Source organism: Collinsella aerofaciens (genome assembly GCF_027679495.1).
Taxonomy (GTDB): domain Bacteria; phylum Actinomycetota; class Coriobacteriia; order Coriobacteriales; family Coriobacteriaceae; genus Collinsella; species Collinsella aerofaciens_AK.
In genome coordinates this window covers 1-15,831 of record NZ_JAQEKC010000037.1, presented here as the reverse complement: position 1 = coordinate 15,831, position 15,831 = coordinate 1, and the positions used below count along the sequence as shown (strand labels likewise).

Below are 15,831 nucleotides of genomic sequence, written 5' to 3'. Positions count from 1 at the left end.
GAGTACCGCAGGAAGCTTGGATACGCCTAGGCGCGGTCCAAGAAATCGTCCGCACCCCCCTTCAAGCCCGCATTCGAGCCAAAAGTGGGAGATTATCCACTCTCGTTCTAATCTAGTTACGGTGCCGTATCCCCGAACTACATCAAGTTGCAAACAGCTGCCGCGAAGGCCACGGGGTCCTCGGGCAGAATACCCTCGACCAGCAGGGCCTGGTCATAGAGCAAACCGGAGTACTGCTTGATCTTGTCGGCGTCGCCCGCCTTCTGGGCAGCGACGAGCTTGGAAAAGACCGGGTGCTTGGCGTTGAGCTCGAGCACGCGCTGGCTCTTGGGCATACCGTCGGGCGCGCCCTCGGGACCCTTCTGGAGCACCTTCTCCATCTCGAGCGAAAGCGGGCCCTCGGTGGTGATGCACGCGGGAGCATCGGTCAGGCGCGCAGAGACAGCAACCTTCTCGACCTTGTCGCCGAGTGCCTCCTTCATGGCGTTAAAGAGGTCCTCGTTCTCCTTGGTGGCGTCCTCGGCCTCCTTTTTCTCGTCCTCGGTCGCCAGGTCAAGATCACCGGTCGCAACGTTCTTGAGCTCTAGATGACGATCCTCGACCTCGGGCTCGGCACCGTCGGCCACAGCCTTCTCGGCAGCCTCGCGGGCAGCATCGTCCTCGTAGATCTTGGGCATATCGGCGGCAACGTACTCACGCATAGCCTGGAACGTGAACTCATCCACATCCTGCGTCAGCAGCAGCACGTCATAGCCGCGGTCGAGCACGCCCTTTACCACGGGCATCTTGGCCAAGCGCTCACGCGAGTCGCCGGCGGCGTAGTAGATGGCCTTCTGATCCTCGGGCATGCCCTTGGCATACTCGGCCAGGGTAATCATCTTCTGTTCCTTGGCAGACCAGAACAGCAACAGGTCGGCGAGCTCATCGGCCTTCATGCCATAGCTCGAGTAGATGCCGTACTTAAGACCGCGGCCAAAGTTCTCAAAGAACTTCTCGTAGGCCTCGCGGTCGTTGTCACGCATATCCTCAAGGTCGGCGGTAATCTTCTTTTCCACACGCTTGGCGATGGCCTTGAGCTGACGGTTCTGCTGCAGCGTCTCGCGCGAGATGTTGAGCGACACGTCGGCGGAATCCACGACGCCGCGGACAAAGTTGTAGTAGTCGGGCAGCAGGTCGTCGCACTTCTCCATGATCAGGACGTTGGAGCTGTAGAGCGCCAGACCCTTCTCGTAGTCCTTGCTGTACAGATCGAACGGCGCGCGTCCCGGCACAAACAGCAGGGCGTCATACTCGAGCGTGCCCTCGGCGTGGAAGCTGATGGTGCGCGCAGGATCGTCAAAGTCGTGGAACGTGGACTTGTAGAACTCGTCGTAGTCCTTCTGCTCGACATCGGAGCTGTGCTTCTTCCAGATCGGTGTCATGGAATTGACGGTCTCGAGCTCCTGGTAGTCCTCGTACTCGGGCTTGTAATCGTCGCCGGCGTCCTCGGGCTTGGGTTTCTGGCGGCTCCTGGACACCATCATCTGGATCGGGTAACGCACATAGTTACTGTACTGCTGAATCAGGCTCTTAAGACCCCACTCGGTCAGGAAGCGATCGTAGGTCTCGGCCTCGCCGTCGGCATCGAGCTTCTCGTTCTCGCGGAGCGTCAGGATGACATCGGTACCGTGCTCGGCGCGCTCGCCGTCCTCGATGGTGTAGCCCTCAAGACCGTCGGATTCCCACACATGGGCGACATCCTCGCCGTAGGCGCGGCTGACGACCTTCACATGGCTGGCGACCATAAAAGCCGAGTAGAAGCCCACGCCAAACTGGCCGATGATGTCGACATCGGAGCCCTGCTGCTCGGCGTTCTCGGTCTTAAACTCCTCGGAGCCGGAATGGGCGATGGTGCCCAGATTGCGCTCGAGCTCCTCGGCGGTCATGCCAATGCCGTTATCCGAGATGGTAATGGTGCGGGCGTCTTTATCAAAGGAGACGCGAATGGCCAGGTCGCCCTGGTTGATCTTGACGCTCGGATCCTGCAGGCTCTTAAAGTTGAGCTTGTCGACGGCGTCGCTCGCGTTAGAGATAAGCTCGCGCAGGAAGATTTCCTTATTGGTGTAGATGGAGTTGATCATGAGGTCGAGCAGTTTTTTGCTCTCGGTCTTAAATTGACGCATGTGCAGTCCTTTCGCGCTACCCCCGTCCGCAAAAACGGCCCGGTTGCCCGAGCCGCATCGCAGACCTGCTATGTTCAGACTTAGATTTTATAACCCAATAGCGCGCATATATACATACGGAATCGAAAAACTGTATGTCCGAGCGCTCCAATGCGTCAATTGCCAAGGAGTGTCCCCAGCTGCCGGCAGAAAAGGAACGTCCCTATCTGCCATCTACGCGCTTGGCCATCCAGACATGGGGCTGGCCCTCGTCTTCGTAATCTACCGGGGCAATTTGCGTGTAGCCCGCCTTTGCATAGAGCGGCAACACGTATTCCTGCGCATGCAGCTTAATAAGCTTAGCGCCGGCATCGCGTGCACACGAAGCACTGGCCTCGACGATCGCACTCGCCAGTCCGCGACGACGCATAGCCGGCAGCACGGCGACGCGCCCCATAATGTAGGCCTCCCCCGCCGCAACGCCTTCGTCCATGTCGCATGCCGGCAACACCGGGGCCTCTGCGTCAGCCACGCGCTCAAGCTCCTCGGGAAACACGCGCGAGCAACCGGCAAGCTCGCCGTCTACATAGAGCGTCACATGAATGCAGTTCTGATCCTCGTCGATAGCGTCGAACTCATTCTCGTAGCCCTGCTCGTCCATAAAAACGACGCGGCGCACCAACGCCGCGTCATCAAAGCATCCCGTCTTAAGTTGGATATCCATGGCTGCCCTTTCATTCAATGCGAACGTTAGGGACAGATATTAGCGAAAATGAGCTCCGCGCACGCTAAACTTCGCGCGAGCCTTCGCCAGGCAGTCGTAATGACCCACGTTATGGGCATCGCTCGCGATGAAGCTGTACAGGTTCTGATCGAACAGGCGCTGTGCCGGCTTTTTTTCGCGACCAAAGCGACCGCCGGCAATAAAGTCCGCCGAAGCCTGCAGCTTGCAGCCCATATCGACCAGGCGCTCCGCCACGCTTACATCCTTTTGAACCGCACGATAGCGCTCAGGATGAGCGATGATCACCTGGTAGCCACGGCACTGCAAATCGTAAATCGTGTTCTCGTACTCTCTAAACGCATACGCATCGGCATGCGTCGAAAGCTCGAGCAGAAACTCGTTGGTTCCATCGAAATGCAAGTGCTCCGCGGCATCGATACCAAGTTCAACGAGCTTTCGATGGTTGACCTCGAAGCCCATCTGGAGCGGAAAACCGTCAGCGTTATCACGCAGCAGTTCAAAGGCATCCCACATCTTGTCGTAATCAAAATAGGGATCACGGCAGTGAGGAGTGCAAACGATTCTGGTTACACCGGCCCGCTTGGCAGCCTCGAGCATCGCCAAGCTCTCATCGAGATCGGCGGCGCCGTCGTCTACACCCGGCAAGATATGGCAATGAATGTCACGCATAGGTCAGCCTTAATCAACTAAACGTTTGCTCGGTTGGTGAAGATGCCCTTTTTGGAAGTCCCCTGATCGTCCGAGCCCTTCTTCACCTTCTTACCGTCCTTGGTGTAGTAGGAGTAGTAGTACTCGCTGGTCTCGGTCTCGCAGTAGTTCATAACGGTACCGATGAGCTTGACCTTTTCGGACTTCTTAAGCTGGCCGATAGCGTTGAGTGCCTCCTCGCGCTTGGTGAAGTCCTCGCGCACCACGAACAGCGTACCGTCGGTCAGGCTGGCAATCTCGGCAGCATCGATGAAGGTGCCGACCGGGGGAGCATCAAAGATGACGTACTGGAACTTGGCGGACAGTGCCTTTACCAACTTGGCAAAGCGGTGAGAGACAATGATGTCGGCAGGATTGGGAATATGCGGCTCGGCATCGAGGAAGTAGAAGTTCTTCTGACCCGTCTCGACAATTGCCTGGTCAATGGAGATCTGCTCGGAAAGGACCGCATAGAGTCCGCCGCGCGAACGAACGCCGAGCATATCGGAAAGGGACCTGCGGCGCATATCGGCCTCGACCAGGAGCACGGACTTGCCGCTCGTGGCGATAGCCTGGGCAAGGTTGATGGAAACCGTAGACTTGCCCTCGTTGGGAATCGAGGACGTGACGGTAATAGTGCGAATGGGGTCGTCCACGCTCGCAAAGCGGATGTTGGCCAGAAGGGTCTTGGCGGCATTCTGTACAACGAGCTTATCGGTGTTCTTTGCCTTAGCCATGCCTATTTACCACCTTTCATAGCCGGAATTCGGCCAACAACGGGAATGCCCAGGAGCTCTTCTGCCTCTTCGGCACCGCGGATGCGGGTATTGAGCATGTCTGCCAAAACGACATAGGCGACTGCGATAAAGATACCGGCGAGGAACGCGACAGCAACGTACAGCATACGCTTGGGACCGCTGGGGGCTTCGGGGGTCTTAGCCTCGTCGATAACGTTGATGCTCTGGGCAGCGCCGACGTTCTGAGCGACCGTACTCACCGAGCTGGCCATGGCCTTTGCAACCTTAGCCGTCTCCTTGGCATCGGTGCCGGTAACCGAAAGCGTAATGACACGCGTGGTGGTCTCGGAGGAAACAGACACCTTGTAGTCATCCAGATCGGTGAGGCCCAGTTCATTGGCTGCGCCGCTCTTAACGCTATCGCTATCCAGCAGCGTGGCGATATCGTTGGAAAGCATCTGACTCGCCGAGAGATCGTTGTAGCTCATCTGACCGCTATCGTCGGTCTTGGCGAGAATGTACATGCTCGTCGTCGCGGTATAGGTGTTGTCCATCGCAACGAAGGACACGATGCCCATGGCGATCGCGCAGACCACCGGAAGGGTGATGACCAGCTGAAGGTGCTTCTTCAGCAGCTGGAACAGTTCGAGAAGGGTCATGCAGCTTGCCTTTCATTTCCCCAGTTCGGATTGACAAAACTGTCCTTATGTTATCGCATCTTTTTACCGAGACCAAACTCTATACATAAGAAACAGGCTCTCCTGTAAAAATGTCGGAAGCAATCGTAAAATTGCACAACAACGCCGCACCCGAAAGTCAAATGCGGCATCTGCATCAATATCTATGTTATATCGCTATGCGAATGGCTCGTCCTGCTGTATGGGAAACGTCACCGTAATGGTGGTTCCCACGCCCAACTCGCTCGACAGATCGAGCGTGGCGTGATGATACAGGGCCGCATGCTTGACAATGGCAAGCCCCAGACCGGTTCCGCCGCGTGCCTTGGACCTACTCTTGTCCACGCGGTAGAACCGCTCAAATACCTTGCCCTGTTCTTCAGGCGCGATACCGATTCCCGTGTCGGCGACCGCAAGGAACGGATGGCCTTCGTCGTTGGTGCCGCACTGCAGCGTAACCGTACCGCCGGGTCGATTGTAGCGGATGGCGTTGCTTGCCAGATTATAGATGAGCTCGTCAATCAAGCGCGACACGCCCTCGATGACCACAGGCTTGGTCTCATGACTTATCGTCACATTCGCCTGACGGGCGACCTGTTCAAGACGCTGCTCGACCGCGTAGATGGCACGCGAGAGCTCAATAGGCTCCGTGGACCCAATGGGCACCGCCTCGCCCTCAGCTGCACGCTCGGCCTCGTCCAAGTTAGACAGCGTAAGGATATCGTTGACAAGCGCTGCCAAGCGGCCCGCCTCACGATAGATGCGACCGCCAAAGTTGCGCAGGTCGCCCTCGCCCTCGACCATGCCGTTTGCGATGAGCTCGGCATAGCCCGAAATCGCCGTAAGCGGCGTCTTGAGCTCATGGGTGATATTCGCCGTGAACTCGCGGCGCATACGGTCGTTGTCCGCCAGCACCGCCATTTGGCGCTTGAGCTCCTGGCGCTGCGACTCAATACGCTCAAGCATGGGGACCATCTCGGCATAGGCGTGCTCATAGCTACGGCGTGGGTGGTCCAAATCCACCTCTTGCAAAGGCGCGATGATGGCACGGGACTCGCGGCGCGCCATAAAAAACGAGAGTACCGCACCCGCTGCTGCGATAAGCAGCATCGGCGCCACCATCGACAGCAAAATCGCCGCAACGCCAGGCTGGGCCTGCGCCAAGCGGACAACCTGGCCGTTATCAAGGGCGACGGCGCGATACAGCATAATCTCGTCGAGCGTAGAGCTTGCGCGCTCCGCGGAACCCGAACCACTCTCAAAGGCCTCGATGACCTCGGGGCGATCGCCATGGTTGGGCAGTGTGGAAGGCGGCGCCTCGTTGTCGTAGGCAACCGATCCATCCTTGTTAATCAGCGTGATGCGCAAGTCCTCTCGATCGAGGCTACGCAAGAACGGGATGGGCTCCTGCTGCTCGTCGAGGGCGGCAGCAATGAGCTCGGTTTCTTGCGCCAGGTTGGCACTCGTGGCATCCGCCAAGGTGTTTTGCACAAAGAACGCACCCAGCACCGTAAACGCCACGATAACCGCCATGGCGCAGACAAAGATCGTCACAAAAACGCGGTGCGACAGCGTATGTTTTCCCTGGGGGGCGAAGACCACGGGTTACTCCTCCGATGCGGTGGCCGCGGTGTCGTCACCTTCGGCACCATCACCGGCAGAAGGCTCGGCCAAGCGGTAGCCCACGCCGCGCACGGTCTCGATGGCGCTGGCATGCTCGCCCAGTTTTTGGCGAAGCGTCTGCACGTGCACGTCAACGGTGCGCGAACCGCCGTCGAAGTCCCAGCCCCACACGCTCTGCAGCAACGACTCGCGGGTAAAGACCACGCCGGGCTTGCGCATGAGGTACTCGAGCAGGTCGAACTCGCGCAGGGTGAGCTTAAGCGACTCGCCGGCAACAGTCACCTCACGATGGCTGGGCGAGAGCACGATGTCGCCCACGCTGAGCACATCGCTTGCCTGTTTGACCATGCCGCCGCGACGCAGCAGTGCGCGGCAGCGGCTGGCGAGCTCCATGAGCGAAAACGGCTTAGTCAGGTAATCGTCGGCACCGCCATCGAGCGCCATCACCTTGTCGAGCTCGGTATCCTTGGCGGTAAGCATCATGATGGGCACCGTCGCCGTCAGGCGATCGGCACGCAGTCGACGCATAATCGCCAAGCCATCGGTATCGGGCAGCATGATGTCGAGCAGGACGGCATCGGGTACCCGTCGCGCCACGGCAGCCTTAAACTCACCGTCGCACGAAAAGCCTTCGGCCTCAATCCCCTGCTTGCGCAGCGCATAGACCGTCAAATCCCTGATGTTGTCATCGTCCTCGACGTAATAGATCATGTTGAACCCCTTTGCGACCGGCATGACCGCATCTTAACCCTAAAGGTACCTTTACTAGATGGTATCAGCCAAAACGCCCCGTCAAATAATCCGCCGTGCGCGGATCGGTCGGATTCTTGAAGAGTTGCGCGGTGGGCGCGTGCTCCACCAGCTCACCCAGCAAAAAGAATGCGACCGAATCGGAGATACGCGCCGCCTGCTGCATATTGTGCGTAACGACCACGAGCGTGCAGGTCTCTTTGAGCTCGCAGGCCAGCTGCTCCACCACCAGCGTCGATACGGGATCGAGTGCCGAGGTCGGCTCGTCCATCAGCAGAATGTCGGGCTGCACGGCAAGTGCGCGGGCGATGCACAGGCGCTGCTGCTGGCCGCCCGAAAGACCCAGACCCGACTCTTTGAGCTTGTCCTTGGCCTCGTCCCACAGGGCGGCGCGTCGCAGGGAGTCTTCGACCAGCTCGTCGAGCACGACGCGATCGCGCACACCCATACCGCGCGGCCCATAGGCGACGTTGTCGTAGATGCTCATGGGAAACGGGTTGGGGCGCTGGAACACCATGCCCACGCGCTGGCGAAGGCGGCAGATGTCGTAGTCGCCCAGGATATCTTGACCATCGAGCGCAATCTTGCCCTCGATTCGGCAGTCCTTGATGCCGTCGTTCATGCGGTTAAAGCAGCGCAGCAACGTGGACTTTCCGCAGCCCGAAGGCCCGATGAACGAGGTAATCTGCTTGTCGCGGATCTTGATATTCACATCCTTGAGCGCATGGTGGTCGCCATAGAACAGGTCGAGGCCCTCAACATCGATTCGCGTCGGCGAGGCGGCAAGATCCTCTGCCGTGGGGCGAGTCGCATCCCCAACCTCGCGCTCGTGCGCGGCCTCGGCCTGCGCTTTCATGAGTTCTTCAAGCTCCGTGGGCTCCACAGCCGCAGCAGCCGTCATACCGCATACCTCCACATCGATATCAATTCAGCAGTATCGATAGTAGGAATCGCGGCTCATATGCACGTGAGCGCATTGTCAAGTGTTTGTAAGGGCACGCTGGCTATGCGGCGGGCAGCTCGATGGTGAATATCGTGTGTTCGGGCGTCGATTCACATGCAACGGTACCGCCGTGCGCGCATACGATCTCCTTGGCGATGGCAAGCCCCAGTCCAGCGCCGCCGCGATTGGTCGCACGCGCCGCATCCAGGCGATAGAACTTCTCAAAGATCACCTTGAGCTTAGCCGCAGGGATGGGATCGCCCTGATTGATAAAGCGCACGCGCACGCCACCGCCGTCCCGGCGTCTGGCCTCGATCGTGATGGTCGAGCCCTCATAGCTATAGGCAATAGCGTTTTTCATGATGTTGTTGAACACGCGAGCCATTTTGTCGCCATCCACGAGCACCGTCAGGTCCTCGCGAATATCAACTTGGACTTCCTTATGCTGCTCGTTGAGGATGGGATAGAACTCGTCAGTCACCTGAGCCAGCAGCAACCCCAGATCAACATAGCCGCGCGTGAGCACGATATCGTGGAAGTCAAAACGCGTGATATCGAAGAACTCTTCGATGAGCGTATCGAGCCGGTGCGCCTTGTCGAGCGCCACGCCCGTAAAGTGCGCACGTTGCTCAACCGGCAGCTCGGGAGCCTCTTGCAGCAGCGAAAGATAGCCCACCACACTGGCAAGCGGGGTGCGTAGGTCATGTGCCAAGTACGTGACCAAATCGTCCTTGCGATGCGACTCGTCACGCAGAGCTTGCTGCACCTTGCGCTCACGGTCACGCACGCGGTTAAGGGCGCCCTCGACCTCCAAGAAGTCGCCGTCGATGTTATCCCAGGTGTCGGGGTGATCGATCAGGCGATCTTGAATACGAGCGGCCAGCACACAATCGGCATGCTGCTCGCCCTGCTCGTAGCCCTGGTAGTACAGGGCGCGGCCACACAAGAACAGCACGCACGCTGCAAGCGCCAGCACAAAGCCAAGCATGTTGAATACAAAGCCGGCATCGAACAGCACCGGCCCTTCGATGCCGCCGAGCGCCATGGCGCCAATCGCCAACGTCATGGCCCACGCGGCGCCGCCAATCACCACGCAGCGGCACACGATCTCAAATCGATCGATCAGCAAAAAGCCGACAAGCAGCACCGCCAAGATTCCGACGATGTTGTCGATGCCAATCAGCAGCAGGCTCAGCAAAAAGAGCAGCACCGTTGCAAGCGCGCGGTTGTCGACGACCGACCTCACGTATTCAAAGAGCCGATCGGGCACCTCGAACGCTTGCCTATCGTCTTTTGTCATATCAAGATCCTCACAAGCGAAAAGCGTTATTCGATGATGTAGCCGACGCCCCAGACGTTTTTGATAAAGCGTGGCTTTTGTGCGTCGTCGCCGATCTTTTCACGCAAGTGGCGAATATGCACCATCACCGTATTGTTGGAGCCGGGCATAAAGTCCTCGTTCCACACCGCGCGGAACAGGTCCTCCACGGCCACCACGCTGCCGCGATGCTCGACCAGATACAGCAAGATTGAATACTCGGTGGGCGTGAGGCGAACCGGTGAACCGTCCACTGTCACGGAACGAGCATCGCGGTTGATCTCCAAGCCGTCGAGCTGGAGGGTCGGCGACTCGGCCGCCTGTGCGCGGCTACCGTAGCTGGTGTAGCGGCGAAGCTGAGCGTGCACGCGCGCGATGAGCTCCAGAGGACGAAACGGCTTAACCACGTAATCGTCCGCGCCAAGCGAAAGGCCCTCGATCTTGTCTTGCTGGGCATCGCGCGCCGTCAGCATGATCACGGGATAGGTATGGCTGGAACGGATCGTACGCAGCAGCTCAAAGCCATCGATATCGGGCAGCATGACATCCAGCAGCGCCAGATCGAACTCCTGCTCCAAGATTGCCTTGGCAGCATCGGCCCCGCTATAGGCAATCTGGACATCAAAGCCCTCTTTTGTAAGGTAGATACCAACCAAGTCGGCGATGGCCTTTTCGTCATCAACTACCAAAATGCGCTCGTTCATGCGTGCTCCTCTCGCGCTCCATTATGCCCGAGGGGGCGCCCGTCACACACAACAAGCGTGGGTGATTAAGTCGGCCTTAAGCACCCTTGTGCCCGTTCGGGCGCGGATGTGGGCCACGCACGCACGCGATGATCGCCGACGCCGGCAAACGATATACTCTTGTTCCAGAAGAGACCATCCCGTCGAAAGCGAAATCCGTGAAGTCCCTCACCTCTTTTGCAAAGCGCTCAGCCCAGCTTGCCGCCGGCTTTGTCTGCGCTATCGCCCTTGCCGCTGGCGTGCCCACCGTCGCCGGCGCCCAAGTGCTTACGACCGACAATGTTTGCGGCAAAACCGCCGATGCGCGCGGCATCACGGCCGAAAACCTGCCCGATATCGATGCGACCAATGCCCTCGTCATGGGCAAAGACGGCACCGTCTACTATGGGCGCGGCGCCGATGAGCAGGTCAAAATTGCCTCGATCACCAAGGTCATGACCGCAATCCTAACCGTCGAGAATTGCAAGATGGACGAGAAGGTCACGGTGAGCAACGCTGCAGCCACCGTGGGCAATTCGACCGCCGGCTTGCTCGAAGGCGACAAGCTTACCGTGGAGCAGGCGCTGCGCGGCCTGATGATTCCCTCGGGCAACGACGCCGCCATCGTGCTCGCCGAATATGTGGGCAAGAAGATCGACCCTAAGACCAAAGACGCCGAGGCCACCTTTGTGAAGGCCATGAACGAGCGCGCTAAGAAGCTCGGCTGTACCGGTACGCTTTTTGAAAACCCGCATGGTCTGGACTTTGATGAGTGGGCTGGCGATATGCACTCAACCGCACATGACGTGGCGCTGATGATGCAGGAGGCCATGAAAAACGACACGATCCGCGAGGTCGTAGCGAGCGAGGATTCCTGGATCGAGGTCACGGGCGCCGACGGCACCGACCATTCGCATTCCATGGACACGCATAACTATTTGCTGGGCCAAGATGGCAACATCGGCGGCAAGACCGGCACCACCGACGACGCGGGCTATTGCTTTACGAGCGCCTACAACCGCGACGGCGACGAGATCTACACCGTCGTTTTGAACTCCACCACCACCGACCAGCGCTTTACCGATACCGCAACCCTTGCCAATTGGTACTACGGCCACAAGGTCACGGTCGCGATCGCCAACACGCAGGAAAAGACCGCCAACGGCAACCCGCTTATGGCACGCATTAGCCAGACAGATTGGACGGACAAGACGATCGACGCCACGCTCGCCGACCCCACGGCGCAAGCGACCGTGTTTTCCCTTGCCGGCGAGGTGACCGAAAAGGTTAGCTACGACGATCTTTCGGGCACGGTGCATGTGGGCGACAAGGTGGGCAGCGTTACGCTCAAGCAGGACGGCACCAAGATTGCCGTCGTGGATTTGGTTGCCGACGAGGAAGGCTCGGGGCCGAATCCCATTGAGTGGCTCCTTGTGAAGCTCGACCGCCTGGGCCGCCGCATCGACAACCGCCCACTTGCGGCAGAGAGCGAGACCGTAGCCAAGGCACCCGAGGTGTAGGGCGCAAGAATAATAAGTCCACTGAAAGGAGGCGTCCGAAAGGATGCCTCTTTTTTGAGGGTTCGAATCCCCAGCTAACATTCTTCTAATTAAAAAAGGGCCCCAAATGGGACCCTTCTTTAAAGTTAAACTGGCGGAGAGCTGGGGATGTCCGGGCATGCTACGCATGCCCTCCGGCTTCAAAGCCTGACGGCTTTTCGCCCACGGGCTACAAACGCTCTCGCGTTTGCTTAACGCCCGTGCCCTCTCGGGTTCGAATCCCCAGCCTCCTTTCTCCGCACAAAAAAGGGCCCCAAATGGGACCCTTCTTCAAATTCGTACTGGCGGAGAGCTGGGGATTCGAACCCCAGATGCCCTTTTGGGGCATACTCGCTTAGCAGGCGAGCACCTTCGGCCTCTCGGTCAGCTCTCCGTAACAGCCGTTCTATAGTAACCAAACAGCCAAGGATGGGCAAGAGGAAATTTTCTAATTGCCTAGCATCCTTTCCTCCTTGGAAGCTTCGCCTACCCCAGCGAACGGTTAAGGGAGCCGAGCTCGTCGTTGCCCATGGTGCGCCACATTTGGAAGATGCAACCGCGTGCCAGGAAAAAGAAGCCGTTGTCGACCAGTTGCACAGCGGCATCTGCCAGCTGATTCGTCACGGCGGACACTGGCGGCAGCTCGAGTCCAGCCTTGCGGATGGTCTCGACCGCCTCCTCGAACGTCGGAGGCTCGCTGACGCCCATCTCATTCATAAGGCCCTGCATTTCTTCCAGCGCGCTGCTGCCCGACTCCTCGCCGCGCGGCACCAGACGGTAACAAGCCAGCGCCAGGTCGAGCTGATCGCAATTCCAATAGGCAAACGCCAAGCGATAGAACAGGTAGCCAATTGCAGAACGATCGCTGGCAATACGTAGGCCGTGGCGCGCCACCTCGATAATCTCGTCAAAGCGCTCCAGACGCGCAAGCACGTTGATGAGCGCAAAGTGCGATTGCATGGACGAGCGCGCCAGATCGTAAAGATGGCGCACCTCGGGCAGCGCTCGTTCAAAGTCCTCTTGCTCGGCGTAAAAGCTGCAGATCTCGTGCTGGGCAAAGTACAGCGCATCGGGCGCACGAAGGATTCGCACAGAGCGGTCTTCTTCCAACACCGGTAGCACCATGCGTACCAGCTGGTTATCGCAAAACTGCGTTTGAACCGGACCTGTCGCCAAAAGCTCGGCGACAGCGCACTTAGCCTCCAACTCCTCGACAAGACGGGAAAAGCCTTCAAAAGCACCTGTACGGTCGACTTTTGCCTGCTCGCGCAATTCAACAACACGGGCCACGTATGGGTCGTCGTCCTCTTCCATGACCTCCAACTCGTCAGCCGTATCGGCAAGCAGCAGATCGCGCAGCGCCGGCGGCAGCGTGCGATGGTCATCACGCGGACGAGCATGAACCTCCGCAGGCTCAATCGTCTCCGGAGCGGTTGACTCATACGCCTCAAGCACACGCTTGCACGGCATATCGTCCATGTCCATGCTCTCAAGATCCTTGGCGACAGGCACGCAATCGGCCAGATAGGCCGCGCGCTCAAAGAAATACGTTGCGACAACACGCTCGCCCTGCTCACCGTCGGGAGCAGCAATCTGCACGTAGCAGCGCGTGATGCAGGTGCCCGCGGCAAAACACGCTGCCGCAAGCGTGAGTGCCACGCGCGCATCGTGCTCCGCGGCCCAGATCGCGCGCGTGTCCTCGTCCAGCTCGCGCCAGGCGTCATCTTGAGCGTCGTATTCGCGTTGCGGCATGGCATCAACGACAGACTGCCCAAACCGAACGAGCATAATCCCCTCGGCAACGTTTGCCCGATAGGTATAGTCGAGCCGTGTGACCACGTTGAGTGCCTCGACGATATGCGCGAAGCGGGTGCGCACGTCCCACTCACCGCCCGGCTGACAAGTCACCGTCCCCGGTTTGGCCCATGGGTTATCGCTCGAGGTCGTATCGAGCAGTCGAGGAACATCGTTGGTCGTCTTGGCAATATGCCACGCGTCAAAGAGCGCACAACCCTCAAAGCTCGGCGAGGACGCCGCGGGGACCAATCCAGCCCCAATGCGCTCAAGGATGCCGGAGAGGCGGTTGAGATGGCACTCGACGGCAAGCAGCATGTCAATCTCGTCCTGGTCCAGCAGACTACGATCAAAATTGAGATAGAAAAGCTTTGAGCGGTCGATGCGCGCTAGGCTCATTTCGGACTTGGCAGCAATGGTGCGCAGGCGGGGCAAGTCAATCTCGCTCATCAGGGCGGCGGCATAACGCTCGATACCGCTCGGATTCTCGGCATGGTCAACACGGTAAAGCAGCGTCTCGATAGCATCGGGGAGCGGCGCCGTGTCAAAGCCCAAAAACACCTCGACCGGCTCGGGCAACTTTACGAGTTTGATCTTGTCGACAGCGTTTTGCATGTCTGCATCGAGACCGTCGACGCCCGCCGTGTTCGCAATAGTGCTTTCGGAGTTGGCAAATATCACGTAGCGCAAGAACATCGAGGCCATAAACTCGCCGTAAGGAAGGGCGCGGGTCGAATTCCATGTCTCGAGGTCGGACTGCTCGCGCATGGGGCCTTCGGGAGAGCCGGCAGTTCGCGCACACGCGCGCATTGCTCCGTTGGCCTCCCTCACCATAATCTCGCCAATACTGGAATCGGACTCGTGAAGGACCAGCTCCATGTCGGGGTCCTCGGGCAACGGTGCTTCCCGAACAGGGCGGTCAACCTTATAAACCTTGCCCGACACGCTCACGTAGCCCAAGAGCGATATGTGGCTTTTGCCGACGAATTCGACGACGTAGCACGACTCTTTAGGATCCTCGCCAAAGACTTTCCAGACAACACCATACGAGCGCCCCGCAGGCTGCTCGGGCATCGATGGAAAACGCTTTTTGGGATCGAAAAACCTGAGCTTGTATGTCGGACGCTCTGCCACGAAATATCACCCTGATCGGTCGTCTAGAGAAGGAGCGGTCGCGGATGGGCCGCGACACCTACTCGGAATCTTACACGAGTCGATAAGAAATAGTCCGCTTCACGCTCGCGCCTCGACCGAGGTTCGAATCCATGCATGGTTGTCAAAAAGAAAAGCCCCCGTTTCCGGAGGCTTCAAGTTCAAATGGTGCGGCGTATAGGATTCCGCGCATCCGCTTCGCGGATCCGCACCGGCTTCGCCCGCCTGCCGGCGTGCTCGCCCGCTCGCTACGGACGCTCCGCGTCCGCTTCACGCTCGCGCCTCGACCGAGGTTCGAATCCATGCATGGTTGCCATAAAAGAAAAGCCCCCGTTTCCGGAGGCTTCAAGCTCAAGTGGTGCGGCGTATAGGATTCGAACCTATGACGTTCTGATTCGTAGTCAGACCCTCTATCCAGCTGAGGTAACGCCGCGACTTGTTGATTATTATGCACAGGGACTGAATAATGGTCAAGCATTTTTTCAAAAAAAGTTATTGAATTTGATTTTTACTCATTTGGGACACTTGGCGCGATCTTCGACGCATCGCGATATAAGAAAAGCCCCCGTTGCCGGGAGCTTCAAGATCAATTGGTGCGGCGTATAGGATTCCGCGCATCCGCTTCGCGGATCCGCGCCGGCTTCGCCCGCCTGCCGGCGTGCTCGCCCGCTCGCTAAAAACGCTTCGCGTTTTCTTTACGCTCGCGCCTCGACCGAGGTTCGAATCTCCGCAATGCTCCCATATAAGAAAAGCCCCCGTTGCCGGGAGCTTCAAGATCAATTGGTGCGGCGTATAGGATTCGAACCTATGACGTTCTGATTCGTAGTCAGACCCTCTATCCAGCTGAGGTAACGCCGCAACGCACGGATTATTATGCACGCGAGCCCCCGATGGGTCAAGCGATAATTTGAAAAAATTTTACGAAGTAGTGATTAAACCGTTCGTGCCTCGACCGAGGTTCGAATCCATGCGGTGTTGCCATAAAAGAAAAGCCCCCGTTGCCG

General features: G+C 58.5%; 12 protein-coding genes and 3 tRNA genes. 1 reads left to right on the top strand and 14 read right to left on the bottom strand.

Features of this window, described 5'->3' with window-relative positions:
* Positions 1 to 137 precede the first annotated feature (137 nt).
* From htpG to PGW49_RS09780, 10 genes are all read right to left on the bottom strand, one after another.
* Positions 138 to 2,162 (bottom strand): molecular chaperone HtpG, encoded by a 2,025-nt coding sequence (gene htpG, locus PGW49_RS09825; protein WP_270226386.1) that lies wholly within the window; start codon positions 2,160 to 2,162, stop codon positions 138 to 140.
* Between the two features lie 202 nt (positions 2,163 to 2,364).
* Complete coding sequence (locus PGW49_RS09820; protein ID WP_138114010.1) at positions 2,365 to 2,865, bottom strand: GNAT family N-acetyltransferase; 501 nt, start codon at positions 2,863 to 2,865, stop codon at positions 2,365 to 2,367.
* Positions 2,866 to 2,904: 39 nt separating this feature from the next.
* The gene (locus tag PGW49_RS09815) at positions 2,905 to 3,555 is read right to left on the bottom strand and encodes a tyrosine-protein phosphatase (RefSeq protein WP_022094060.1); all 651 of its coding nucleotides are present in this window, start codon (positions 3,553 to 3,555) and stop codon (positions 2,905 to 2,907) included.
* Between the two features lie 17 nt (positions 3,556 to 3,572).
* Complete coding sequence (locus PGW49_RS09810; protein ID WP_055309657.1) at positions 3,573 to 4,310, bottom strand: CpsD/CapB family tyrosine-protein kinase; 738 nt, start codon at positions 4,308 to 4,310, stop codon at positions 3,573 to 3,575.
* Between the two features lie 2 nt (positions 4,311 to 4,312).
* Positions 4,313 to 4,969, bottom strand: a complete 657-nt coding sequence (locus tag PGW49_RS09805; protein ID WP_022094058.1) for a YveK family protein — start codon at positions 4,967 to 4,969, stop codon at positions 4,313 to 4,315.
* A 195-nt stretch (positions 4,970 to 5,164) separates the two neighbouring features.
* Entirely contained in the window at positions 5,165 to 6,589 is a 1,425-nt protein-coding gene (locus PGW49_RS09800) for a sensor histidine kinase (protein WP_138114007.1), read from the bottom strand.
* Positions 6,590 to 6,592: 3 nt separating this feature from the next.
* Positions 6,593 to 7,321 carry a response regulator transcription factor gene (locus PGW49_RS09795; RefSeq protein WP_050766101.1) on the bottom strand — a complete coding sequence of 243 codons (729 nt, stop codon included), beginning with the start codon at positions 7,319 to 7,321 and terminating at the stop codon, positions 6,593 to 6,595.
* A 64-nt stretch (positions 7,322 to 7,385) separates the two neighbouring features.
* Complete coding sequence (pstB, locus tag PGW49_RS09790; RefSeq protein ID WP_006234803.1) at positions 7,386 to 8,261, bottom strand: phosphate ABC transporter ATP-binding protein PstB; 876 nt, start codon at positions 8,259 to 8,261, stop codon at positions 7,386 to 7,388.
* Positions 8,262 to 8,364: 103 nt separating this feature from the next.
* Complete coding sequence (locus PGW49_RS09785; RefSeq protein ID WP_055285943.1) at positions 8,365 to 9,603, bottom strand: sensor histidine kinase; 1,239 nt, start codon at positions 9,601 to 9,603, stop codon at positions 8,365 to 8,367.
* Between the two features lie 26 nt (positions 9,604 to 9,629).
* On the bottom strand, positions 9,630 to 10,325 hold the full coding sequence (locus PGW49_RS09780) for a response regulator transcription factor (RefSeq protein ID WP_195245840.1): 696 nt from the start codon (positions 10,323 to 10,325) through the stop codon (positions 9,630 to 9,632).
* Between the two features lie 197 nt (positions 10,326 to 10,522).
* On the opposite strand from PGW49_RS09780, the gene PGW49_RS09775 reads away from it, so the two are divergent.
* Positions 10,523 to 11,863: a D-alanyl-D-alanine carboxypeptidase family protein gene (locus PGW49_RS09775; protein WP_196022596.1), complete on the top strand. Its 1,341-nt coding sequence runs from the start codon at positions 10,523 to 10,525 to the stop codon at positions 11,861 to 11,863.
* A gap of 321 nt (positions 11,864 to 12,184) precedes the next feature.
* On the opposite strand, the gene PGW49_RS09770 is transcribed toward PGW49_RS09775, so the two are convergent.
* From PGW49_RS09770 to PGW49_RS09755, 4 genes are all read right to left on the bottom strand, one after another.
* Positions 12,185 to 12,275: transfer RNA gene (locus tag PGW49_RS09770), tRNA-Ser, on the bottom strand.
* A 92-nt stretch (positions 12,276 to 12,367) separates the two neighbouring features.
* Positions 12,368 to 14,809 (bottom strand): tetratricopeptide repeat protein, encoded by a 2,442-nt coding sequence (locus PGW49_RS09765; RefSeq protein ID WP_270226384.1) that lies wholly within the window; start codon positions 14,807 to 14,809, stop codon positions 12,368 to 12,370.
* A gap of 374 nt (positions 14,810 to 15,183) precedes the next feature.
* A tRNA-Arg gene (locus PGW49_RS09760) sits at positions 15,184 to 15,260 on the bottom strand.
* Positions 15,261 to 15,608: 348 nt separating this feature from the next.
* Positions 15,609 to 15,685: transfer RNA gene (locus PGW49_RS09755), tRNA-Arg, on the bottom strand.
* Positions 15,686 to 15,831: the final 146 nt, after the last annotated feature.